This is a genomic window from Enterobacter sp. CC120223-11 (genome assembly GCF_900215375.1).
Lineage (GTDB): Bacteria > Pseudomonadota > Gammaproteobacteria > Enterobacterales > Enterobacteriaceae > Scandinavium.
In genome coordinates this window covers 210,446-234,093 of sequence record NZ_OBEF01000002.1, presented here as the reverse complement: position 1 = coordinate 234,093, position 23,648 = coordinate 210,446, and the positions used below count along the sequence as shown (strand labels likewise).

The window sequence follows — 23,648 nt, the reverse complement described above, 5'->3', positions numbered from 1 at the left end:
ACAGGAAAAGCAAAAGGGGGATAAAATATCCCCCTTTTCGTTAACTGACTGAGTAATTTGGTGAATTATTCGCCAGATGCCTGCTGCGTTTCGCTGGTGCCGTAAATCAGCAGCGGCTTGGTTTGACCGGCAATGACGGACTCGTCGATAACCACTTTCTCAACGTCTTCCATTGAAGGCAGATCGTACATGGTGTCGAGCAGCGCAGCTTCAACGATAGAACGCAGGCCACGGGCACCGGTTTTACGGGCCATTGCTTTACGAGCGATCGCATCCAGCGCTTCATCGCGGAACTCGAGATCCACGCCTTCAAGGCTGAACAGCGCCTGGTACTGCTTGGTCAGCGCGTTTTTCGGCTCTTTCAGAATCTGAATCAGCGCGTCTTCGCTCAGTTCGTTCAGCGTCGCGACGACCGGCAGACGGCCGATAAACTCAGGGATCAGACCAAACTTAATCAGATCGCCCGGCTCGACCTGCTCCAGCAGCTCACCTTCATTGGCTTTTTCAGATTTAGCCTTCACCGTTGCGCCAAAGCCGATACCCGAACCAGTTTCAACGCGGTTAGCGATGACTTTATCGAGACCAGCAAATGCGCCGCCGCAGATAAAGAGGATCTTAGAAGTATCAACCTGCAGGAATTCCTGCTGCGGATGCTTGCGGCCCCCCTGCGGCGGAACAGCTGCCACGGTCCCTTCAATCAGCTTCAGCAGAGCCTGCTGTACGCCTTCACCAGAGACATCGCGGGTAATCGACGGGTTATCCGATTTACGGGAAATTTTGTCGATTTCATCGATATAGACGATGCCGCGCTGGGCTTTCTGCACATCGTAGTCGCACTTCTGCAGCAGCTTCTGGATGATGTTTTCCACGTCTTCACCCACATAACCGGCTTCGGTCAGGGTGGTGGCATCAGCCATGGTAAACGGAACGTCCAGCAGACGCGCGAGCGTTTCCGCCAGCAGCGTTTTACCGGAACCGGTTGGGCCAATCAGCAGAATGTTACTTTTGCCGAGCTCTACGCCGTTGCTGGTATCGCCGTTACGCAAACGCTTGTAGTGGTTGTAAACCGCCACGGCCAGCACTTTCTTAGCCCTTTCCTGACCGATAACGTAATCGTCCAGGTGATGGCGGATTTCATGCGGAGTAGGCAGCGCACTACGTTCACGATGCGGAGCGACTTCTTTAATTTCTTCGCGAATGATGTCGTTACATAAATCAACGCATTCGTCGCAGATATACACGGACGGACCGGCGATCAGCTTACGCACTTCATGCTGGCTTTTGCCGCAAAAAGAGCAGTACAACAGTTTGCCTGAGCCATCTTTGCGTTTATCTGTCATGAGTCCAAACCTCTTTCTATGTTCTTTGTGCCGCACATGACGACGCAAATGCCAGTCTTAACGGAATGCCGCCCTTCTACAGTATAGCGGCACTCCACGGGCTGGCATTAGTTACGATGGGTCAAAATGGAGTCGACCAGTCCGTACTCTACGGCTTCAGCCGCAGAGAGGAAGCGATCACGTTCCGTATCGCGCTCGATCTGCTCAAGAGAATGACCCGTGTGATGCGCCATAAGTTCATTCATACGCGCTTTAACTTTCAGGATTTCTTTAGCGTGGATTTCAATGTCCGTCGCCTGGCCCTGGTAGCCGCCCAGCGGCTGGTGAATCATTACGCGGGAGTTTGGCAGGCAGAAACGCTTGCCCTTCGCGCCTGCAGTCAGCAGGAATGCGCCCATTGAACAGGCCTGGCCCATACAAATGGTGCTAACGTCTGGCTTGATAAACTGCATGGTGTCGTAAATCGACATGCCTGCGGTGATCACGCCGCCCGGTGAGTTAATGTACAGGTAAATGTCTTTTTCCGGGTTTTCCGCTTCCAGAAACAGCATCTGCGCCACGATCAGGTTCGCCATGTGGTCTTCCACCTGGCCGGTCAGAAAGATAACGCGCTCCTTCAGCAGACGGGAGTAGATATCAAAAGAACGTTCGCCGCGTGAGGTCTGTTCAATGACCATTGGCACCAGGGCCATATGGGGTGCAAAGTTATCTCGTTCGCCACTGTATGACATGTCCGTCTCCTGGATAAAAAGTGAATATACCTGCTGTACTGATTGTAACCTTGCGGACGGATCATCAGCCAGTCTGTCTGTTGCTTCCCCTTTTATGGGGGCGGCAGTGCCTTGTTTCAAGCATAACAATATTTTGCTGTAACGCTAACACTGAAACCGCGTTTTGGCACGCTTCGTCATCTATTACAGCAATAAAAAAACCCGTCACCAGAAGGTAACGGGTTTTTCGCTCAAACTTTAAACGTCAGGGGCGGAAATTACGCCTGCTGGTTCATCAGTTCGTTGAAAGAAGTCGCTTTTTCAGACACTTTCGCTTTGTTCAGAACGGCTTCAACAGCCTGCTCTTCCAGCGCGACGTTACGCATGTTGTCCATCAGCTCTTTATTTTTGCTGTAGAACTCGACAACTTCTTTCGGATCTTCGTACGCGGAAGCCATCTCTTCGATCAGGCCTTTTACGCGGTCTTCGTCAGCTTTCAGCTCGTTGGTGCGAATCACTTCGCCCAGCAGCAGGCCTACAACGACGCGGCGTTTAGCCTGCTCTTCGAACAGCTCGCGTGGCAGTTCCATCGCTTGCTTAGCGTTGCCGCCAAAGCGCTGTGCAGCCTGCTGGCGCAGAACGTCGATTTCGCCGTCGATCAGGGCCGCTGGCACGTCGATGTTGTTGGCGTTAACCAGACCTTCGATTGCCTGAGACTTAATGCGGTTTTTCACGGCGCCTTTCAGCTCGCGATCCATGTTTTTACGCACTTCAGCGCGCAGGCCGTCTACGGAACCATCTTCAACGCCGAAACGTTTGATGAATTCAGCAGTCAGTTCTGGCAGCTCACGCTCTTCGACTTTCTTCAGGTTAATGACGAATTTCGCCGCTTTACCTTTCAGGTTTTCAGCGTGGTACTCTTCCGGGAAGGTCACGTCGATGGTGAACTCTTCGCCCGCTTTGTGGCCTTTGATACCGTCTTCAAAGCCCGGGATCATGCGACCCTGGCCCATTGCCAGCACGAAATCAGTGGCTTTGCCGCCTTCAAACTCTTCACCGTCTACGGAGCCAGAGAAGTCTACGGTTACGCGATCTTCATCAGCGACTGCGCCTTCTTTGTCTTTCCAGGTTGCCTGCTGCTTGCGCAGGGTGTCCAGCATGCCGTCAACATCAGCATCGGTCACTTCAACAACTGGTTTTTCAACTTCGATAGCGTCCAGACCCTGCAGCTCAACTTCCGGGTAAACTTCAAACTCAACGGCGTAAGTGAAGTCTTCGCCCAGTTTGTACTCGCCCGGAACGTAGTTCGGGGAGCCAGCCGGGTTGATTTTCTCTTTGATGATCGCATCAACGAAGTTGCGGCTCATCAGGTCGCCCAGCACGTCCTGGCGAACAGAGGCGCCATAACGCTGAGCAACAACATTCATCGGTACTTTCCCTTTACGGAAACCGTCGATGCGAACTTTTTTCGCTACGTTGACCAGCTCGCTTTTTACAGCGTTTTCGATGCTGTCAGCAGCGATAGTAATCGTTACACGGCGGCCAAGGCCCTGAGTGGTTTCAACTGAAACTTGCATCTTGTTACCTCAAAAAAATCACAGTGCTCGGTCAACTCCGGAAGCGCGTATCGCAGGCTTCACAGAACCGGGATGTTCGCTTCATTACAGAAGTACAATCCCTGTTGCCAGAATCATCCCGAAGACATTCCGAAAATAAGACGCAGCATTATAGCGGCATCACTGTAGTGAGTCGAGAACGGGAATGGCGCATGGGTGCGCCATTTTTCACAGTTTTGAGGTAATTTTGCCCTAAAAAATGCGTTGCTCGCTCAAAATTCAAACAAAACAAAACGGCCCGCAGGCCGTTTCTCATTTAATCTGTACGCAACATACTGGAAAAGTTCCGGCAGTTGCAAATGCGAATTTTACGCGATAGTGCCTGCACCACGGCAAGGCGGAGAGGCAAAGACCGTATCCTGCAAGCCTTCCCACTCTTTAACGGTGTAGGTATGCAACGCCAGTGCATGCACGGTCGTCGACAATTCGGCGGTTAACGTGCCGTAAATCATTCGATGACGGTTAAGGAAACGTTCTCCGGAAAAGCGATCGCTTACCAGCACCACCTTAAAGTGACTTTCGGAGCCAGCCGGGACATTGTGGCGATAACTTTCGTCCACCACTTCGAGGAATAAGGGGTCAAATGCCGCCCTCAGTTTTTCTTCTATATTTTCACGTATCATCATGAAGTTACTCCTCCGACAACGCTAAGATGCCGCCCTTCCTTTTAAATGTTAGCCGCTTTTACCGTTTCCATAACATGAAAACAACAAAAATTTAGCTTTCGTCTCTCTTTCTCAGTCAAACGTATGAACCTTTGCACTTCACCATCCGAATTGTCGCAAAAGAGGGAATGAAACCGAGCCTGAGCACAGAAAACATCCAGGTCGATGAATTTACATGCATCGCCCACTTCCCCTCGCCGTTGGCGATGTTATGATGGCGGGAATTTTTCGCCCCAAACCCATTGAACAGCTGAAACGCCGAGAGTCAAAACATGTTAAAAAAAATCCTCTTCCCGTTGGTTGCGATGTTTATGCTGGCCGGTTGTGCCAAGCCGCAAACCACCATCGATGTCTCCCCTAAAATTACGCTGCCATCGCAGGACCCGAGCCTGATGGGCGTGACTGTCAGCATCAACGGCGCGGATCAGCGTCCTGATCAGGCGCTGGCCAAAGTGACCCGCGATAACCAGCTGGTGACCCTGACCGCTTCCCGCGACCTGCGTTTCCTGCTTCAGGAAGTGCTTGAGAAACAAATGACCGCACGTGGCTATATGATTGGGCCAAACGGTGCCGTTGACCTGCAGATCATTGTGAATAATCTGTACGCCGACGTCTCTCAAGGCAACGTGCGCTACAACATCGCCACTAAAGCGGATATCGCCATCATTGCCACCGCGAAGAACGGCAATAAGATGACTAAGAATTACCGCGCGAGCTATCAGGTTGAAGGTGCCTTCACGGCCAACAACCAGAACATTGCCAACGCGGTGAACAGCGTGCTGACGGACACCATCTCCGATATGGCACAGGACACCAGCGTTCACGACTTCATTAAGCAGAACGCCCGTTAAGTTTTCTGACCCGGCCCTGCGCCGGGTCAGTTATTTATGACCATGTCGAATCATTACTTTCGCTTTTTCCAGCAGCCCAAATCAGCCATTCTGCTGATCCTCGGTTTCGCCTCCGGTTTACCGCTGGCGCTCACTTCCGGCACGCTTCAGGCGTGGATGACCGTCGAGAATATCGATCTTAAAACCATCGGCTTCTTCTCCCTCGTCGGTCAAGCCTACGTCTTTAAATTCCTCTGGTCACCGATGATGGACCGCTACACGCCGCCGTTTTTAGGCCGACGTCGTGGCTGGCTGTTGACCACCCAGGTATTGCTGCTGCTGGCCATTGCGGCAATGGGCTTTCTTGAACCGTCCAGCCAGCTGCGCTGGATGGCAGCGTTAGCCGTCGTTATTGCATTCTGTTCTGCATCGCAGGACATCGTCTTCGACGCATGGAAAACCGATGTGCTTCCGCCAGAGGAACGTGGCACAGGAGCGGCGATAAGCGTGCTCGGCTATCGTCTGGCGATGCTGGTATCAGGCGGTCTTGCGCTGTGGCTCGCCGATCAGTGGCTTGGCTGGCAGGCAATGTACTGGCTGATGGCGGCGTTAATGGTGCCCTGCATCATTGCCACGCTGATGGCCCCTGAACCGAGCGACGTCATTCCAGCCCCGAAAACGCTGGAGCAGGCGGTGTCGGAACCGCTGCGTGACTTCTTTGGCCGTAATAACGCCTGGCTGATTCTGCTGCTTATCGTCCTTTATAAGCTTGGCGATGCGTTCGCGATGAGTCTCACTACCACTTTCCTTATCCGCGGCGTGGGTTTTGATGCGGGCGAAGTCGGCGTGGTGAATAAAACGCTCGGCCTGTTTGCCACCATTCTCGGCGCACTCTACGGCGGCGTGCTGATGCAGCGTTTATCGCTTTTCCGCGCCCTGTTAATTTTCGGCATTCTGCAAGGAGCATCCAACGCCGGTTACTGGCTGCTGTCGATAACCGATAAGCACATGCTGAGCATGGGCACCGCTGTATTCTTCGAAAACCTGTGCGGCGGCATGGGCACTTCGGCGTTTGTCGCCCTGCTGATGACGCTGTGCAACAAATCATTTTCGGCAACGCAGTTCGCGCTCCTCTCGGCCCTTTCAGCGGTAGGTCGCGTTTACGTTGGCCCCATTGCGGGCTGGTTTGTTGAAGCGCACGGCTGGCCGACGTTCTATCTGTTCTCGGTCTTCGCCGCCGTTCCGGGCATTTTGCTTTTATTGCTTTGCCGACAAACGCTCGAGTACACCTGGCAGAGTGAAAGTTTTATGCCGCGCACGCAGTTCAAAACCGCTTATTCAATAGCGCTGCAAATTCTCGCTGTTGGCTGTCTGGTGCTGGCCGTCTGGCTGGTGCTGCTGGTCATGAACGCGCTGGATTTGACTAACTTCTCGTTCCTCACTGGCCTGCTGGAGATTGGCGCACTGATTGCGGTGTCCGGGATTGTGCTGGGTGGGATCCTCGATGCGTTGGCGCTGCGCAAATCGGCACGAATCTGAGCAATAAATAAACGTTATTTGTCGTTGTAGTTACTTTCGGTAATTATAACGGCAATAATCCATTCAATTTTTCCGATTGTTATTTTGTGCGCTATCTAATTTCGGAAATTACTGGCGCTTTTTAAGTTTCGGCATATTTCCTTAACCGATTCAGCCAAAGCGCGATTATTTTATTGTTTTCTTGATGTCGTGCATTTGATAATTAACTGTTAACCATTTGTGTGTTTTTGGCATTGGTTATACCTATTGCCCGCGAAAGAGATCTCTTCTCTCCGCTTTTGTTATAAAACCGCGCTGATGCGCTATCTGCCTGGATTTTAGACACAATCGGCAACATCTGTGACAGCCCCGGCAGAACCCGGTAACAGCTGAAAGACACTTCTCCAATCATGTTTACAGTAATGTAACCTTCCCGTAAAATGCCCCCACACTTTAAACGCCACCAAATCCCGTGGAATTGAGGTCGTTACATGAGACTCAGGAAATACAATAAAAGTTTGGGATGGTTGTCATTACTCGCAGGCACTGTTTTACTCAGCGGCTGCGATTCTGCGCTACTTGACCCCAAAGGACAGATTGGACTGGAGCAACGTTCGTTGATACTGACGGCTTTTGGCCTGATGATGATTGTCGTTATTCCCGCCATCTTGATGGCCGTTGGTTTCGCCTGGAAGTACCGTGCGAGCAACAAAGATGCTAAGTATAGCCCTAACTGGTCACACTCCAATAAAGTGGAAGCTGTGGTCTGGACGGTGCCTATCCTTATCATCCTGTTCCTTGCCGTGCTGACGTGGAAAACCACACACGCGCTTGAGCCAAGCAAACCGCTGGTTCATGACGAAAAACCTGTCACCATTGAAGTTGTTTCAATGGACTGGAAATGGTTCTTCATTTATCCGGATCAGGGCATTGCCACCGTGAACGAAATCGCCTTCCCGGCGAACGTACCGGTGCAGTTCAAAGTGACCTCCAACTCCGTGATGAACTCGTTCTTTATCCCACGTTTAGGCAGCCAGATTTATTCAATGCCAGGTATGCAGACCAACCTGCACCTGATCGCGAATGAAGCAGGCACCTACGACGGTATCTCCGCCAGCTACAGTGGCCCGGGCTTCTCCGGAATGAAGTTCAAAGCCATTGCCACACCGGATCAGGCAACGTTTGATCAGTGGGTCGCGAAAGTGAAACAGTCTCAGAGCACCATGAATGACATGGCCGCCTACGAGAAACTGGCTGCACCGAGCGAATACAACAAGGTGGAATACTTCTCCAGCGTGAAACCAGACCTGTTTGTTGATGTTATCAACAAATTCATGGGGCACGGTCACATGGACATGAGCCAACCTGCCGGTGAGCACGCCTCACACGAAGGGATGGAAGGCATGGACATGAGCCACGCGGAAACCGCTCACTAAGGGGCCGAGGAAGAAACATGTTCGGAAAATTGACACTGGATGCAGTGCCCTACCACGAACCGATTATCGTGGTTACGGTGGCTGCCATTATCATCGGGGGTCTGGCGCTGCTGGCGCTGATCACTTACTTCGGTAAGTGGACCTACCTGTGGAAAGAGTGGCTGACGTCTGTCGACCACAAAAAACTCGGCATCATGTACTGCATCGTCGGTATCGTGATGCTGATTCGTGGCTTTGCTGACGCCATCATGATGCGTAGCCAGCAGGTCCTTGCCTCGGCGGGTGAAGCCGGCTTCCTGCCGCCTCACCACTACGATCAGATCTTTACCGCTCACGGCGTTATCATGATCTTCTTCGTGGCGATGCCTCTGGTTATTGGCCTGATGAACGTGGTTGTTCCTTTACAGATCGGCGCGCGCGACGTTGCGTTCCCGTTCCTGAACAACCTGAGCTTCTGGTTCACCGTGGTCGGCGTTATCCTGGTTAACCTGTCACTCGGCGTGGGCGAATTCGCACAGACCGGCTGGCTGGCTTATCCACCGCTGTCGGGCATTGAGTACAGTCCGGGTGTCGGGGTCGATTACTGGATTTGGGCGCTTCAGCTCTCCGGTATCGGTACGACGCTGACGGGTATCAACTTCTTTGTGACCATCATCAAGATGCGTGCCCCTGGCATGACCATGTTCAAGATGCCTGTTTTCACCTGGGCTTCTCTGTGCGCTAACGTCCTGATTATTGCGTCATTCCCAATCCTGACCGTCACCATCGCGCTGCTGACCCTTGACCGTTATATCGGTACCCATTTCTTCACTAACGAAATGGGCGGCAACATGATGATGTACATCAACCTGATTTGGGCCTGGGGCCATCCGGAAGTGTACATTCTGGTGCTGCCGGTGTTTGGTGTGTTCTCCGAAGTGGCGGCCACCTTCTCCCGTAAGCGTCTGTTTGGTTACACCTCGCTGGTGTGGGCAACCGTGTGTATTACCGTTCTGTCGTTCATCGTCTGGCTGCACCACTTCTTCACCATGGGTGCTGGCGCGAACGTAAACGCCTTCTTCGGTATTGCCACCATGATTATCGCGATCCCAACCGGGGTTAAGATCTTCAACTGGCTGTTCACCATGTATCAGGGTCGTATCGTGTTCCATTCCGCGATGCTGTGGACCATCGGCTTTATCGTGACCTTCTCGGTCGGCGGTATGACCGGCGTTCTGCTGGCGGTTCCGGGCGCGGACTTCGTGCTGCACAACAGCCTGTTCCTGATCGCGCACTTCCATAACGTCATCATCGGCGGTGTGGTGTTCGGTTGCTTCGCCGGGATCACCTACTGGTGGCCGAAAGCCTTTGGCTTCACCCTGAACGAAACCTGGGGCAAACGCGCCTTCTGGTTCTGGATCATCGGCTTCTTCGTAGCGTTTATGCCGCTGTACGTGCTGGGCTTCATGGGCATGACCCGTCGTCTGAGCCAGCAGATCGATCCGCAGTTCCACCCAATGCTGGTTGTTGCAGCCTGCGGTGCGGCGCTGATTGCCTGCGGTATCCTGTGTCAGCTGATTCAGTACTACGTTTCTATTCGCGACCGCGAGCAGAACCGTGACCTGACCGGTGACCCATGGGGTGGTCGTACGCTGGAGTGGGCAACCTCTTCTCCTGCGCCGTTCTACAACTTTGCCCACGTGCCGCACATTCATGAGCGTGACGCGTTCTGGGAAATGAAAGAGAAAGGCGAAGCGTACAAGAAACCGGCTGGCTATGAAGAGATTCATATGCCGAAAAACAGCGGTGCGGGCATCGTGATTGCGGCCTTCGCAACCGTCTTCGGTTTTGCCATGATCTGGCATATCTGGTGGATGGCGATTGTCGGCTTCCTCGGCATCGTGATCAGCTGGATTGTGAAAAGCTTCGATGAGGACGTGGACTACTACGTTCCGGTTGCAGAAATCGAAAAACTGGAAAACCAGCATTTCGATGAGATCGCTAAGGCAGGGCTGAAAAATGGCAACTGATACTTTGACTAACGCGCACGCCCACGACCACGGGCATCACGATACAGGGCCGACCAAAGTCTTCGGCTTCTGGATCTACCTGATGAGCGACTGCGTACTGTTCTCTATTCTGTTCGCGACCTACGCGGTGTTGGTTAACAACACCGCCGGTGGCCCGGCAGGTAAGGACATTTTCGAGCTGCCGTTCGTGCTGGTTGAAACCGCCCTGCTGCTGTTCAGCTCCATCACCTACGGCATGGCGGCTATCGCCATGTACAAAAACAACAAGAGCCAGGTTATCTCCTGGCTTGCCCTGACCTGGCTGTTCGGTGCAGGGTTCATCGCGATGGAAATCTATGAATTCCATCACCTGATTGTTGAAGGTATGGGTCCGGATCGCAGTGGCTTCCTGTCCGCGTTCTTCGCGCTGGTCGGCACTCACGGTCTGCACGTGACCTCTGGTCTTATCTGGATGGCAGTACTGATGTTCCAGATTAACCGTCGCGGCCTGACCAGCACTAACCGCACCCGTATCCTGTGCCTGAGCCTGTTCTGGCACTTCCTGGACGTGGTGTGGATCTGCGTGTTCTCTGTAGTCTATCTGATGGGGGCGATGTAATGAGTCATTCAACCGATCACGGCGCTTCCCACGGTAGCGTAAAAACCTACATGACAGGCTTTGTCCTGTCGATCATCCTGACGATTATCCCGTTTGCGATGGTGATGAACGGCTCAGCTTCGCACATTGCCATGATTGGCTGTGTGCTGGCGGCAGCAGTAGTACAGATCGTGGTGCATCTGGTGTGCTTCCTGCACATGAACACCAAGTCAGATGAAGGCTGGAACATGACGGCTTTCGTCTTTACTGTGCTAATCATTGCGATTGTGGTGATAGGTTCTATCTGGATCATGTGGAACCTTAACTACAACATGATGGTTCGATAAGAGCGGCGAGTATGTTTAAGCAATACCTGCAAGTAACAAAACCAGGCATCATCTTCGGTAACCTGATCTCGGTGATCGGCGGTTTCCTGCTGGCCTCCAAAGGCCACATCGATTACCCGCTGTTTATCTACACGCTGGTCGGCGTATCGCTGGTCGTTGCGTCCGGTTGTGTCTTCAACAACTACATCGACAGGGATATCGACAAGAAGATGGAACGAACCAAGAATCGGGTGCTGGTTAAAGGCCTGATTTCTGCGAACGTTTCGCTGGTGTATGCCACTTTGCTGGGTGTTGCTGGCTTCGCTCTGCTGTGGTTCGGCGCGAATCCGCTGGCCTGCTGGCTTGGCGTAATGGGCTTCGTGGTCTATGTCGGCGTTTACAGCCTGTACATGAAGCGCCATTCCGTTTACGGCACGCTGATTGGTTCCCTTTCTGGCGCAGCGCCTCCGGTGATTGGCTACTGTGCCGTCACCGGCAGCTTTGACAGCGGCGCGGCCATTCTGCTGGCTATTTTCAGCCTCTGGCAGATGCCGCACTCCTACGCCATCGCGATTTTCCGCTTTAAGGATTATCAGGCGGCGAACATTCCGGTTCTGCCGGTTGTGAAGGGGATTTCCGTTGCCAAGAACCACATCACGCTCTACATCATCGCCTTCGCCGTCGCGACGCTGATGCTCTCCCTGGGTGGCTATGCCGGGTATAAATACCTGGTGGTGGCCGCAGCAGTGAGCGTCTGGTGGCTCGGCATGGCGCTGCGAGGGTATAAGGTGGCAGACGACAGAGTCTGGGCGCGCAAGCTGTTCGTCTTCTCTATCGTCGCCATCACCTCGCTTTCGGTGATGATGTCCGTCGACTTCATGGTGCCGGATTCTCATTCCGTGCTGGCTTACGTCTGGTAATTCTGACGAACCAGTTAAAAGGGTGCTTCGGCACCCTTTTTTATTCACGTTATCAATAAATTCCCAATGTAATATTTGTTACACAACCCCTTATTTACCCTGCCCTTCCCTGGCCTTACACTAAGCGCTGCTTTTATTCTGAGGTGGAAATGAACGATTTTAAAATGACGCCGGGCGAACTGCGCGCAACCTGGGGTTTAGGGACCGTATTCTCACTGCGCATGCTCGGCATGTTTATGGTTCTGCCCGTTCTGACCACGTACGGCATGGCGTTGCAGGGAGCCAGCGAAGCGCTGATTGGCATCGCCATCGGCATTTATGGGCTTGCACAAGCGGTGTTTCAGATCCCCTTCGGCCTGATGTCCGACCGCATTGGCCGCAAACCGCTAATTGTTGGCGGCTTACTGATTTTCGTGCTCGGCAGCGTGATTGCCGCGCTCTCTGACTCCATCTGGGGGATTATCCTCGGCCGCGCATTGCAGGGCTCCGGCGCAATTGCCGCCGCCGTGATGGCACTGCTTTCCGACCTGACCCGCGAACAGAACCGCACTAAAGCGATGGCCTTTATCGGCGTCAGCTTTGGCGTCACCTTCGCCATCGCTATGGTGCTTGGCCCGATCATCACCCACAAGCTTGGCCTGCACGCGCTGTTCTGGATGATCTCCGGTCTTGCCACGCTCGGCATTTTGCTGACGCTGTGGGTGGTGCCGAACAGCGAAAACCACGTGCTGAACCGCGAGTCCGGCATGGTGAAAGGCTGCTTCAGCAAGGTGCTGCTGGAGCCGAGATTGCTGAAGCTCAATTTCGGCATCATGTGCCTGCACATTCTGCTGATGTCCACCTTCGTCGCCCTGCCCGGCCAGTTAGAAGCGGCCGGCTTCCCGGCGGCGGAACACTGGAAAATTTATCTCGCCACCATGGTCGTCTCCTTCATCGCCGTGGTGCCGTTTATCATTTATGCGGAAGTGAAACGCCGCATGAAGCGCGTGTTCCTGTTCTGCATCGCCCTGATTCTGATTGCGGAAATCGTGCTTTGGGGCTCAGGGGCATACTTCTGGGAACTGGTCGCGGGCGTGCAGCTGTTCTTCCTCGCCTTCAACCTGATGGAAGCGCTGCTGCCGTCGCTTATCAGCAAAGAATCTCCGGCGGGCTATAAGGGCACCGCAATGGGCATTTACTCCACCAGCCAGTTCCTCGGTGTGGCCATCGGTGGCTCACTTGGCGGCTGGCTTGATGGCTATTTCGACTCACAAACCGTGTTTCTGATGGGTGCCCTGCTGGCCACAGTCTGGCTACTGGTGGCGATGACCATGCAGGAGCCGCAGTACGTTAGCAGCCTGCGTATCGCCATTCCTGACGGTGTTGATGCCGATGAGCACCTGAAAAATCGTCTGCTGGCGAAAGAGGGCGTGAAGGAAGTGCTGGTCATCGGCGAGGAACGCTCGGCGTACGTCAAAATCGACAGCAAAGTGACGAACCGCTACGACGTCGAAACCCTGATAGCCAATCCCTAAAAATTAACGGCTTCCCTGAGGAAGCCGTTGTCATATCTGCACCTGATAAATAATCAGAACAGGCCCAGCGGCGCCGTGCCGTAGCTCACCAGGATATTTTTGGTGTGCTGGTAGGCGTCCAGCGCCATCTTGTGCGTTTCACGCCCGACACCAGACTGCTTATAGCCACCAAACGCCGCGTGTGCCGGGTAAACGTGGTAACAGTTGGTCCAGACGCGCCCCGCCTTAATGCCCCGCCCCATGCGATAAGCAAGGTTGCTGTCGCGCGTCCACACGCCTGCCCCAAGGCCATACTGCGTGTCGTTGGCCAGCGCCAGCGCTTCCGCTTCATCCTTAAAGGTCAGAATGCCGATTACCGGGCCAAAGATCTCCTCCTGGAAGCTGCGCATGGCATTGGTGCCTTTGATCAGGGTCGGCTGAATGTAGAAGCCATTATCCAGATCGTTGACCGTCGCCTTATCGCCGCCGGTGAGGATCTTGCCGCCCTCTTCACGGGCAATGTTGATATAAGACATGATCTTATCGTACTGCTGACGCGAGGCCTGAGCGCCGATCATGGTGTCGGTATCAAACGGGTCACCGCGGCGGATATTGGCGATCTTCGCCATCACGCGTTCCATGAACGGCTCGTAAATCGACTCGTGGATCAGAGCCCGAGACGGACAGGTACAAACCTCACCCTGGTTGAAGAAGCCCAACACCAGGCCCTCAACCGCTTTTTCAATAAAGGATTCTTCGGCGTTCATCACGTCGGCAAAGTAGATGTTCGGTGATTTGCCGCCAAGCTCCACGGTGCAAGGAATAATGTTCTCTGCCGCACAGGCCATAATGTGACGCCCGACCGGCGTTGAGCCAGTAAAGGCAATTTTGGCGATACGTTTGCTGGTCGCCAGTGCTTCACCTGCTTCCTTGCCATAGCCCTGAACGATGTTCACCACCCCCGCCGGGAACAAATCACCAATGATTTCCATCAGCAGCGTGATGCTGAGCGGTGTTTGCTCCGCAGGCTTCAGCACCACGCAGTTGCCCGCCGCCAGCGCCGGAGCCAGCTTCCACGCCGCCATCAGCAGCGGGAAGTTCCAGGGGATAATTTGCCCCACCACGCCCAGTGGTTCATAGAAGTGATAGGCCACGGTATTTTCGTCGATCTCCGCCGTACTGCCCTCCTGCGCGCGTAAACAGCCCGCAAAATAACGGAAATGATCCACCGCAAGAGGAATATCTGCGTTCAGCGTTTCACGCACCGGTTTGCCGTTATCCCAGCTTTCCGCAATCGCCAGCATCTCCAGATTCTCAGCGATTCTGTCAGCAACCTGTAACAGCAAATTGGAACGTTCCTGCGCAGAGGTTTTGCCCCAGCCCTCAGCCGCACGATGTGCAGCATCCAGCGCTTTATTGATGTCGTCCGCACCGGAGCGCGGGAACTGACCGATGTTGCTTCCATCCACGGGAGAGGTATTCATGAAATACTCACCGTTAACGGGTTCAACGAACTGGCCGTCGATATAGTTGCCGTAAGTAGCCTGCAGCGTGATCAGGGCACCTGGCTTGCCAGGATGTGCATAACGCATGGCGAACTCCTTCTGTAGGGTTGAGGAACAGCGGCGTGTTTCTTTTTTGTTTCGCGCGCTGTGCTTCATGCATTGCACCCTGCATGCCAGAATTTCCACTTTCTAATAAATCATTCACTTTCAATGAATTAGTGGCAAGACAAAGCGATAAGCATAAATTTGTCGCAGCAATGTTCGCTTTCGTGTCGCGTAACGCAACATTAAACAAACCATCAAGCTACAATATCGCAACACTTTCTGTTCCGTTGAGGTGTTCGATGCAGGGAAAATCCACCGACAGCGTGGGCCAGGCTCACAGCACCCCTTTGCTGCGTGAATCGTGGTTTCGCAGCGAACTCTATGGGCTGGAACGCAGCGCTGAAGATTTCCCGCTGCTCGGCCAGGGTGAGCTTGCCGATCGTCTCGCCAGCCACTCAGGCCTGCAGCGCTACGCTTTCCCCATGGCCAACCATCTGGCAGAAAGCCTGACGGAAACTCAGTCGGTGGTTGTGCTAACTGATGCCACCGGCGTGGTGCTACAGACAATCGGCAACATGAGCGCCATGGAGAAAGCACAGCGTTTCGCCCTGTCGCCAGGGACGCTGTGGAGCGAAAATGGGCGAGGCACCAACGCCATCGGCACGGCGCTTGCCATTGATGACAGCTGTGAGATCGACGGCGAGCAGCATTTTCTCACCAGCAATCAGAACCTCTACTGCGCCGCGATTCCCTTGCAGACGCCCGATGGCCAGGTGGCAGGCGTGCTGGATATCTCCGGCCCGGCGCACTTTTCTCATACTCATACCCTGGCGTGGGTGAAATCTGCCGCCAGGCAAATTGAGTATCTTTGGGTCAAACAGAGCCTTCATCCTCAGCAGTGGCTGATGAGCCTGCATCCTGATCCGCAAAAGCTCGACAGCGTGGAAGAGATGCTGCTGGTGTTTTCCGACAACGTGCTGACCACCGCCAATCGCCTTGCGCTGCGCAAACTGGGGATTGACGCTGAACGGCTCGGCAGCATCACTTTTGGGCAGCTCTTCCCGCAGCTGAAGCAGACGCCCTGCGCGGTGCCAATGCCTGCCATCCATTCTGCTGAAACTTACTATTATCGCCTGCGTGCCCCAGCGCAAACCCTCGTCAGCGTGCCGCCAAAACCTGCCGTGGCGTGGCCTTTCTCGCTGAAGCAGAACGGCGAAAAAATGGTGCGCCTGCTCAATGCGGGCGTATCGCTCTGCGTTCAGGGGGAAACCGGGAGCGGGAAAGAGTTTGTCAGCCAGACGCTGTATCAGCGCAGCCGCTGGCGTGAGGGGAAATTTATCGCCATTAACTGCGCCGCTATTCCGGAATCGCTGATTGAATCGGAGCTGTTTGGCTACCAGCCCGGCGCCTTCACCGGGGCGAATAAAAATGGCTATATCGGTAAAATTCGCGAAGCGGACGGCGGGGTCCTGTTCCTCGATGAAATCGGTGACATGCCGCTGGCCCTGCAAACCCGTCTGCTCAGAGTATTGCAGGACAAAGTGGTCGCGCCGCTGGGTTCAAGCCGCAGCTGGCCGGTCAACTTTGCCGTGATCTGCGCCACACACCGTAACCTGGCGCAGCTGGTTGCTAATGGCGAGTTTCGCGAGGATCTACTTTATAGGCTGCAGGAGTTTACCCTGACCATCCCGCCGCTGCGGGAGTGGCCTGAGCTAGTGGCCTTTATCGAACAGCAGTGGCTGGAGCTGGGTGGTCAGGCGCGGCGTATCACACTTTCGCCACCGCTGCTGGAAACGCTGGCCCACTTCGGCTGGCCGGGAAACGTGCGTCAGTTACGAAGCCTGATGAAGGTGCTACTGGCGCTGGCGGAAGATGGGGAGACGTTGGGCATTGATGCTTTGCCGGTTGAGTACCGACAGGAAATCCCTGAACCTGCGGAAAACCTGAAGCAGCATGATACAGCGCTGATTGCCAGCACGCTGGCGCGCTTCAACGGCAATATCAGCAAGGCCGCGCAGGCATTGGGCGTTGCGCGCAGCACCCTTTACCGGCGTGCCGCACGCGTCCGTGACGAAAATTAGTCGCGGAAGTTTTTGAACTGGAAAGGCTGGCCGAGATTGCCGCCGCGCACCAGCGCCATCACCGCCTGCAGATCGTCGCGCGCTTTACCGGTCACGCGAATCTCTTCGCCCTGAATCTGCGCCTGCACCTTCAGCTTGCTGTCTTTAATCAGCTTGACGATTTTCTTCTGTACTGAGCTCTCAATCCCGGTTTTCAGTTTAGCTTCCACAAACCAGGTTTTTCCGCTGTGCACGAACTCTTCCGGCACCTCGATGGAGTTCCCCTCAATGCCGCGCTTGAGCAGCTTGGCGCGCAGAATATCCAGCAGCTGATTGACCTGGAAATCAGATTCGCTCAGCACCTTGATGCTCTCGTTCTTTTCATTCAGCTCGATGCTCGCTTCCACGCCGCGAAAATCGAAGCGGGATTCCACTTCGCGCGCAGCATTATCCACGGCGTTTTTGGCTTCCTGAAGATCGACTTCAGAGACAATATCGAAAGATGGCATGTTTTATTCTCCCTCTCTTTTTGTTGCGATGCATAATACCCGCAACGTCAGAGAACACAACCTGTTATCCCCGGGACGGCGGGCGCGCAGTCGGCGCTATACTGTAGCAGAACGCCTGATCCCCCAGCAGGTGAGGAGGAATGATGAAAATTACCGTGCTTGGATGCGGCGCCCTTGGACAATTATGGCTGACCGCGCTGTTCCGGCAAGGGCATGAAGTTCAGGGCTGGCTGCGCGTCCCCGCCCCGTGGTGCAGCGTGAACGTGCAGGACACGGACGGAAGTGTCTTCAACGAACTGCTGACCGCCAACGATCCCGAAATGCTTGCCAGCAGCGATTTACTGCTGGTTACCTTGAAGGCCTGGCAGGTGTCGACTGCCGTGAAAAACCTGGCGGCTCAGCTTCCGGCCACCAGCCCCATTTTGCTGATGCATAACGGCATGGGGACGCTGGACGAACTGCGAACGCTGAAGCAGCCACTGCTGCTCGGCATAACCACTCAGGCCGCGCGCCGAGACGGCAACCTGATCATTCACACCGCCAACGGCACCACCCATATCGGCCCCGGCAACGCTATCGCGCAGGAATACAGCTTCCTGGCGGACACGCTTCACTCCGTGCTGCCGGATGTCGCATGGCATAACGATATCGGCAATGCCAGCTGGCGTAAGCTTGCGGTGAACTGCGTGATCAACCCGCTGACGGCGCTCTACGACTGCCCTAACGGACAGCTGCGCAACTATCCGGAAGAAGTGGAGCGCATCAGCGCTGAAGTTGCGGCGGTGATGGCCCGCGAAGGGCACCACGCGAGTCCCGAAGATCTACTGGCCTACGTCTGGCAGGTTATCGACAGTACGGCGAATAACATTTCATCCATGCTTCAGGACGTGCGTGCCCAGCGGCAGACTGAAATCGACTATATCAGCGGGTATCTGCTCAAACGCGCCCGCGCTCACGGCGTTGCGGTGCCGGAAAACGCCCGCCTGTTTGAACAGATAAAACGAAAGGAGAACTCTTATGAGCGCATCAGCGCTGGTTTGTCTCGCCCCTGGGAGTGAGGAGATGGAAGCGGTGACCACCATCGACCTGCTGGTTCGCGGCGGGATTAACGTCACCACTGCCAGCGTCGCCAGCGATGGCGATCGGGTCATCACCTGCTCACGCGGCGTGAAGATTATGGCCGATGCGCCGCTGGTGCATGTGGCCGACGGCGAGTTTGACGCCATCGTACTGCCCGGTGGGCTGAAGGGCGCAGAATGCTTCCGCGACAGTCCGCTGCTGGTGGAAACGGTGAAGCAGTTTCACCGCTCAGGGCGCATCGTCGCCACCATTTGCGCCGCCGCAGGCACGGTGCTGGTGCCGCACGATATCTTCCCGCTCGGCAACATGACCGGTTTCCCCGCGCTGAAAGAGACCATTCCGCAAGACCAGTGGCAGGATAAGCGCGTGGTCTGGGACCCGCGCGTTAATCTGCTGACCAGCCAGGGTCCTGGCACCAGCATTGATTTCGGCTTAAAGCTTATCGACCTGCTGGTTGGACAGAAAAAGGCTTACGAGGTCGCCTCGCAGCTGGTCTTGCCCGCCGGAATATACAACCACTATTCAGAGTAATTCAGGCCTGTGCCGGGTGACGGATTACCTCTGCCCCGGCCTTCCCCGCCCCCGATGTCGGGCACGCAAAGCACGGCCAGACATGCCCTGACAGCCTCAACAGTTACGTGTTAAAGCTCACACTTCTCACATTTCCCTCATCCTCTGGCGGGCAGAAAATACCGCACTTAGCAGTAAAACTTATTGTAGTTCATTTGGTTACACAAAATTCAGCCACTCCCTCCTGCCATTGACACTCCCCAGCAAGCATGGAAAACTCCAAATCAACTGGACTATACCAGTTAACCGTACCCTGAATAATACCTCTTAAGAGGAGTCACCCGTGGTCACATTTATTGAGAGCAAGGTTGTGCCTGTCCTGATCCGGATCGGCGAAAACAAAATCCTGGTGGCCGTGCGAAACGGGATTGCCCTGACGCTTCCATTCACCATCACCGGCAGTCTGTTTTTGATCATCGCAAATTTACCCATTCCCGGCTGGAGCGAATGGCTTGGTCCGTGGAGTGATAAAATCAGCGCCCCGGTTGCCGTCACCTTCGGCGCAATTGGCCTGATTTCTGCCGTGGGGATCAGCTATAACCTGGCAAAAGAATACAAACTCAACGCCATCACCTGCACAGCCGTTACGCTTGTGGTCTTCCTGCTGGCGCAACTGAACGATAAATATCAGCTGAACGTCGACAACCTGGGCGCCGCGGGTCTGTTCTCCGCCATTATTCTGGCGATCGTCACGGTACATATCATCCGATGGTTCATCAGCCATGAGATAACGATAAAGCTCCCGGAAGGCGTGCCGCCCGCGGTGGCGCAGTCTTTTGCAAGCCTGATCCCGGCGGCGGTGACGATTACGCTGGTGTGGTTTGTCAGAGTGATGTTGGGCTTTGATATCAATGCGTTTTTCACTGAAATTTTAAGCCCTCTGGTAAGCGGTCTGGGCTCGCTGCCAGGCATGCTGGTGTTAATCTTCATGATTTCGCTGCTCTGGTGCTGTGGCATCCACGGCGACAACGTCCTCTCTGGCATTACCAGCCCCATCTTCCTGAAGTACATCGCCGAGAATACGCAGGCTTATCTGAATCACCAGCCCATTCCGCACATTACCGCCGATGGGTTCTATATCGTCTTTATGTGCATCGGCGGGACGGGTGCCACGCTTGGCCTGGTGCTGGCGATGCTCCGTTCACGCAGCAAAATGTATAAATCTGTCGGCAAACTGTCGCTGCCTTCCGCCGTATTTTGCATCAACGAACCGGTGATTTTCGGCACGCCAATTGTCTTCAACCCGCTGCTGATGATCCCCTTCACCCTGACGCCGATGCTGTTATGCATCTCCACCTACAGCCTGATGTATTTCGACATCATCGGCCGCCCGGTGCTGCAAATTCCCTGGACAATGCCCCCTATTCTTGCGGCCTGGTTCGTGACCGGCGGCAATATTCCGGCGGTGATCTGGTCCGTCTGCACCATCGTGATTTCGGTGGCTATCTACTTCCCGTTCTTCAGGCTGCTTGAGCGCCAGCAATTGCAGCGCGAGCACCTTGAAGAACAGCACGCGAAAGATTCTGAACTGAAAACTGACTCTGCATTGTAAAAAGGACATCTGATGAAAAAGCTCAAAATTGTCACCATCGGCGGCGGCTCAAGCTACACCCCGGAACTGATCGACGGCTTTATCAAACGCTATGATGAACTGCCGGTTACCGACTATTACCTGCTGGACATTGAGGAAGGCAAAGAGAAGCTGGAGATCGTCGGCAAGCTGGCGCAGCGCATGGTTCGGGAGGCCGGGATCCCGATGAACATTCACCTGACGCTCGATCGCGAAGAGGCGCTGAAAGATGCCGATTTCGTCACCACGCAGCTGCGCGTCGGTTTCCTGGACGCGCGCATTAATGACGAAAAAATCCCTCTGAAGTACGGCGTACTCGGGCAGGAAACCACCGGCCCTGGCGGCTTTATGAAGGCCCAGCGCACCATTCCGGTGCTGATGGATATCTGTCGCGACATGGAAAAATACTGTCCCGACGCATGGCTGATTAACTTCACCAACCCGGCGGGAATCGTGACCGAGGCCATCACTCGCCACTCAAAAATCAAAAGCATCGGCATTTGCAGCGGCGCTAACAGCATGCTGATGGATATCGCCAAAGCCTATGAGGTAGAAAAGAAGGACGTCTATGCCCGCATCATGGGGCTCAACCACCTGATCTTTGCCGATCGGATCGCCATTAAAGGCGAGGATTACACCGATGATTTTATGGCAAAACTGGCGCAGGGCAGCGCGAGTAACTCGCTGAAAAACATCCCGGATATCGGTTTCTCCTCACGCTTTGCCAAAGCGCTGCATATGTACCCGATCTCCTATCTGAAGTATTTCTTCCTGACCCGCGAAATGGTCGAAGCTGCGCAGAAAGATGCCACCAGCAAAGGCACGCGCGGCGAGCAAACCCGCGAGATTGAGCATCGCCTGTTTGAGCTGTATCAGGATCCGCACCTTTCCCATAAGCCGAAAGAACTGGAAAAGCGCGGCGGGGCCTGGTATTCCGACACCGCCTGCTCAATCATCAGCTCGATTTACAACGACAAGAAAGAGATCCACGTGGTGAACACCGTGAACAACGGCGCAACCCCGGATCTTCCCGATCACGTCACGCTGGAAACCAACGCGATGATCGACAAACAGGGCGCGCATCCGCTGGCCTATGGTCGCCTGCCGGTTAAAATTCGCGGCCTGATTCAGAGCGTGAAAGCCTATGAGGAGCTTGCCGTCGAGGCGGCCATCACCGGCGATTACAACACGGCGCTGATGGCGCTGACCATCAACCCGCTGGTGCCGTCGGCCAACCTTGCTGAACAGATCCTCGATGAGTATCTGGAAGTGAACCAGCGTTATTTACCGCAGTATCAGGGCAAACGCTAAGGAGCAGCGATGAAAACTTCTATCTCTTCTGGCTACGCAGAGCTTTCAAAGGCTGTCGCACAAAACGTGATTGATTGCGTGAAGGCTAAGCCAGACGCGCTGATTTGCATCGCAGGTGGCGATACGCCGCTCGGCGTGTTTGCCGCGCTGGTTGAAGCGCAAAACCAGGGCCGCGTTGATTTCTCCCGCACGCAGTTTCTGGGTCTGGACGAGTGGCTGGGCCTGGGCCTGGCCGACAAAGGCAGCTGCCGGGAAATGGTCTGGCACCATTTCTTCGATAAGCTGACGCTGCGCGAGGAACAAATCTGCTTCTTTGACGGGCTGACTCACGATCCGCAGGCCGAATGCAAACGGGTCGACGGCTACATTGAAAAGCACGGCCCCATCGATTGCATCGTGCTGGGCATTGGCATGAACGGTCATATCGGCTTTAACGAACCCGGTGCGTCGTTGGAAAACACCTGCCATGTGATCGACCTCGATCCGGTCACGCAGACGGTTTCGGTAAAGTATTTCGGTACGCCGCGTGAAGTGAAACAGGGCATTTCGCTCGGTCTGAAGACCATTCTGGCATCGAAAAAGATTGTGCTGATGGCGAGCGGAGAGAAGAAAGCGGCGATTGTCGCGCAAACGGTGAATCACCCGACAAGCGTGGAGATCCCCTCAACGCTGGTGAAAACCGTGCCGCAGGCGAATTTGTTTGTGGATAAAGCCGCGGCAAGCGCGCTGTAGGGCCAGACAGGCAGGCGCTTCGGTGCCTGCTAGCGTTCGATACGCAGGTTTTTCACCCGGAAAATGTCGGCGCGGTTGTAGCTGATGGAGTAGTTAAACGCCGTTTTATCCGCAAGACGCGTCACTTCGGTAATTTTCAGCATCGGCTGCCCGCAGGCAATACTCAGCAACGCTGCAAACTCATCGTCGAATAGCGCAGCCTCAATAATTGAGTCGGCGTCTTTAATTTTCTTGCCGGTGTACTCTTCTATATAGCCGTACAGCGAGCCTTCCTTCAGGATGGCTTCAGGAATGGTTTCAACAATCCGTTGAGGAACATTACTGTCTTCCACCAGCACCGGATTGCCGTCGAGCAGGCGGATACGCCGAATAAACCAGACGTTATCACCCGCGTTAATTTCGAGATGTTGGGCAAGCGTGGCATCGGCCTGAATTATCGTCTGTGTTATCAGCTGGCTGCTGACCTTCACACGCCCCTGAAATTCGCGGGAGAAACCAAGAATGCTGTCGGACGTTTCGTTGTTCAGGAGATAAACATTGGTGGCGCTGTTTTTCAGCACGAACATTCCTTTGCCGTGAATGCGCTCGATGAAGCCTTCCTGAACGAGGATGTCGATAGCCTTCTGCACCGTCACGCGGGTCACACCGTAAACGCCAGCAAGCTCGCGCTCAGAGGGAATGCTTTCACCCTTTTTATAGGTCTGATTAAGAATATCGCCTTTGAGGCGCTCTTTGATTTCGACGTATTTGTGGATTTTTTGCATGACGGCCTCAAACGTTGCCGGGTGGCGCGGCGCTTACCCGGCCTGCAAAGTGCCGCCGGGCA

General features: G+C 54.5%; 21 protein-coding genes. 14 read left to right on the top strand and 7 right to left on the bottom strand.

All coding sequences use genetic code 11. From position 1 onward, the window contains the following. Positions 1-65: 65 nt before the first annotated feature. The 4 genes from clpX to bolA form a co-directional block, all read right to left on the bottom strand. Positions 66-1,340 (bottom strand): ATP-dependent protease ATP-binding subunit ClpX, encoded by a 1,275-nt coding sequence (gene clpX / locus CRO87_RS03330; protein ID WP_097161505.1) that lies wholly within the window; start codon positions 1,338-1,340, stop codon positions 66-68. Between the two features lie 107 nt (positions 1,341-1,447). Beyond that, positions 1,448-2,071: an ATP-dependent Clp endopeptidase proteolytic subunit ClpP gene (gene clpP, locus CRO87_RS03325; RefSeq protein ID WP_097161504.1), complete on the bottom strand. Its 624-nt coding sequence runs from the start codon at positions 2,069-2,071 to the stop codon at positions 1,448-1,450. A gap of 257 nt (positions 2,072-2,328) precedes the next feature. Further along, entirely contained in the window at positions 2,329-3,627 is a 1,299-nt protein-coding gene (gene tig, locus CRO87_RS03320) for a trigger factor (RefSeq protein ID WP_097161503.1), read from the bottom strand. 347 nt (positions 3,628-3,974) lie between these two features. Beyond that, a complete protein-coding gene (gene bolA, locus CRO87_RS03315) occupies positions 3,975-4,292 on the bottom strand; it encodes a transcriptional regulator BolA (protein ID WP_097161502.1) in 318 nt (105 codons plus the stop codon). A gap of 311 nt (positions 4,293-4,603) precedes the next feature. On the opposite strand from bolA, the gene CRO87_RS03310 reads away from it, so the two are divergent. The 8 genes from CRO87_RS03310 to CRO87_RS03275 all read left to right on the top strand — a co-directional run bounded on the left by CRO87_RS03310 (position 4,604) and on the right by CRO87_RS03275 (position 13,461). Continuing rightward, the gene (locus CRO87_RS03310; RefSeq protein WP_097161501.1) at positions 4,604-5,182 is read left to right on the top strand and encodes a lipoprotein; all 579 of its coding nucleotides are present in this window, start codon (positions 4,604-4,606) and stop codon (positions 5,180-5,182) included. A gap of 42 nt (positions 5,183-5,224) precedes the next feature. Then, the gene (gene ampG, locus CRO87_RS03305; protein WP_097161670.1) at positions 5,225-6,700 is read left to right on the top strand and encodes a muropeptide MFS transporter AmpG; all 1,476 of its coding nucleotides are present in this window, start codon (positions 5,225-5,227) and stop codon (positions 6,698-6,700) included. A 470-nt stretch (positions 6,701-7,170) separates the two neighbouring features. Then, positions 7,171-8,115 (top strand): cytochrome o ubiquinol oxidase subunit II, encoded by a 945-nt coding sequence (cyoA, locus tag CRO87_RS03300; protein WP_097161500.1) that lies wholly within the window; start codon positions 7,171-7,173, stop codon positions 8,113-8,115. Between the two features lie 17 nt (positions 8,116-8,132). Further along, entirely contained in the window at positions 8,133-10,124 is a 1,992-nt protein-coding gene (gene cyoB / locus CRO87_RS03295; RefSeq protein ID WP_097161499.1) for a cytochrome o ubiquinol oxidase subunit I, read from the top strand. After that, positions 10,114-10,722 (top strand): cytochrome o ubiquinol oxidase subunit III, encoded by a 609-nt coding sequence (locus CRO87_RS03290; RefSeq protein WP_097161498.1) that lies wholly within the window; start codon positions 10,114-10,116, stop codon positions 10,720-10,722. Before cyoB ends, CRO87_RS03290 begins: the two co-directional genes overlap by 11 nt. Next, entirely contained in the window at positions 10,722-11,048 is a 327-nt protein-coding gene (locus tag CRO87_RS03285) for a cytochrome o ubiquinol oxidase subunit IV (RefSeq protein ID WP_097161497.1), read from the top strand. Before CRO87_RS03290 ends, CRO87_RS03285 begins: the two co-directional genes overlap by 1 nt. A gap of 11 nt (positions 11,049-11,059) precedes the next feature. After that, positions 11,060-11,947, top strand: coding sequence for a heme o synthase (gene cyoE / locus CRO87_RS03280; RefSeq protein ID WP_097161496.1), 888 nt, complete (start codon positions 11,060-11,062; stop codon positions 11,945-11,947). Positions 11,948-12,096: 149 nt separating this feature from the next. Further along, a complete protein-coding gene (locus CRO87_RS03275) occupies positions 12,097-13,461 on the top strand; it encodes an MFS transporter (protein ID WP_097161495.1) in 1,365 nt (454 codons plus the stop codon). Positions 13,462-13,514: 53 nt separating this feature from the next. Here CRO87_RS03275 and CRO87_RS03270 read toward each other — a convergent pair whose 3' ends face one another. Next, complete coding sequence (locus tag CRO87_RS03270) at positions 13,515-15,032, bottom strand: aldehyde dehydrogenase family protein (RefSeq protein WP_097161494.1); 1,518 nt, start codon at positions 15,030-15,032, stop codon at positions 13,515-13,517. 257 nt (positions 15,033-15,289) lie between these two features. Between CRO87_RS03270 and CRO87_RS03265 the strand changes: the two genes are divergently transcribed. Beyond that, positions 15,290-17,071 (top strand): sigma-54-dependent Fis family transcriptional regulator, encoded by a 1,782-nt coding sequence (locus CRO87_RS03265; protein ID WP_097161493.1) that lies wholly within the window; start codon positions 15,290-15,292, stop codon positions 17,069-17,071. Here CRO87_RS03265 and CRO87_RS03260 read toward each other — a convergent pair. Next, entirely contained in the window at positions 17,068-17,559 is a 492-nt protein-coding gene (locus CRO87_RS03260; protein WP_097161492.1) for a YajQ family cyclic di-GMP-binding protein, read from the bottom strand. The two genes, CRO87_RS03265 and CRO87_RS03260, sit on opposite strands and share 4 nt — an antisense overlap. Before the next feature lie 143 nt (positions 17,560-17,702). Here CRO87_RS03260 and panE point away from each other — a divergent pair, with 143 nt between their 5' ends. The 5 genes from panE (at position 17,703) to CRO87_RS03235 (ending at position 22,822) form a co-directional block, all read left to right on the top strand. Then, positions 17,703-18,617 (top strand): 2-dehydropantoate 2-reductase, encoded by a 915-nt coding sequence (gene panE / locus CRO87_RS03255; protein ID WP_097161491.1) that lies wholly within the window; start codon positions 17,703-17,705, stop codon positions 18,615-18,617. Next, positions 18,577-19,170, top strand: a complete 594-nt coding sequence (yajL, locus tag CRO87_RS03250) for a protein deglycase YajL (RefSeq protein ID WP_097161490.1) — start codon at positions 18,577-18,579, stop codon at positions 19,168-19,170. Before panE ends, yajL begins: the two co-directional genes overlap by 41 nt. 322 nt (positions 19,171-19,492) lie before the next feature. After that, entirely contained in the window at positions 19,493-20,761 is a 1,269-nt protein-coding gene (locus tag CRO87_RS03245) for a PTS sugar transporter subunit IIC (RefSeq protein WP_097161489.1), read from the top strand. A 12-nt stretch (positions 20,762-20,773) separates the two neighbouring features. Further along, a complete protein-coding gene (locus tag CRO87_RS03240) occupies positions 20,774-22,090 on the top strand; it encodes a 6-phospho-beta-glucosidase (RefSeq protein ID WP_097161488.1) in 1,317 nt (438 codons plus the stop codon). A gap of 9 nt (positions 22,091-22,099) precedes the next feature. Next, the gene (locus CRO87_RS03235; protein WP_097161487.1) at positions 22,100-22,822 is read left to right on the top strand and encodes a glucosamine-6-phosphate deaminase; all 723 of its coding nucleotides are present in this window, start codon (positions 22,100-22,102) and stop codon (positions 22,820-22,822) included. Positions 22,823-22,851: 29 nt separating this feature from the next. Here CRO87_RS03235 and CRO87_RS03230 read toward each other — a convergent pair whose 3' ends face one another. Then, entirely contained in the window at positions 22,852-23,586 is a 735-nt protein-coding gene (locus CRO87_RS03230; RefSeq protein WP_097161486.1) for a GntR family transcriptional regulator, read from the bottom strand. Positions 23,587-23,648: the final 62 nt, after the last annotated feature.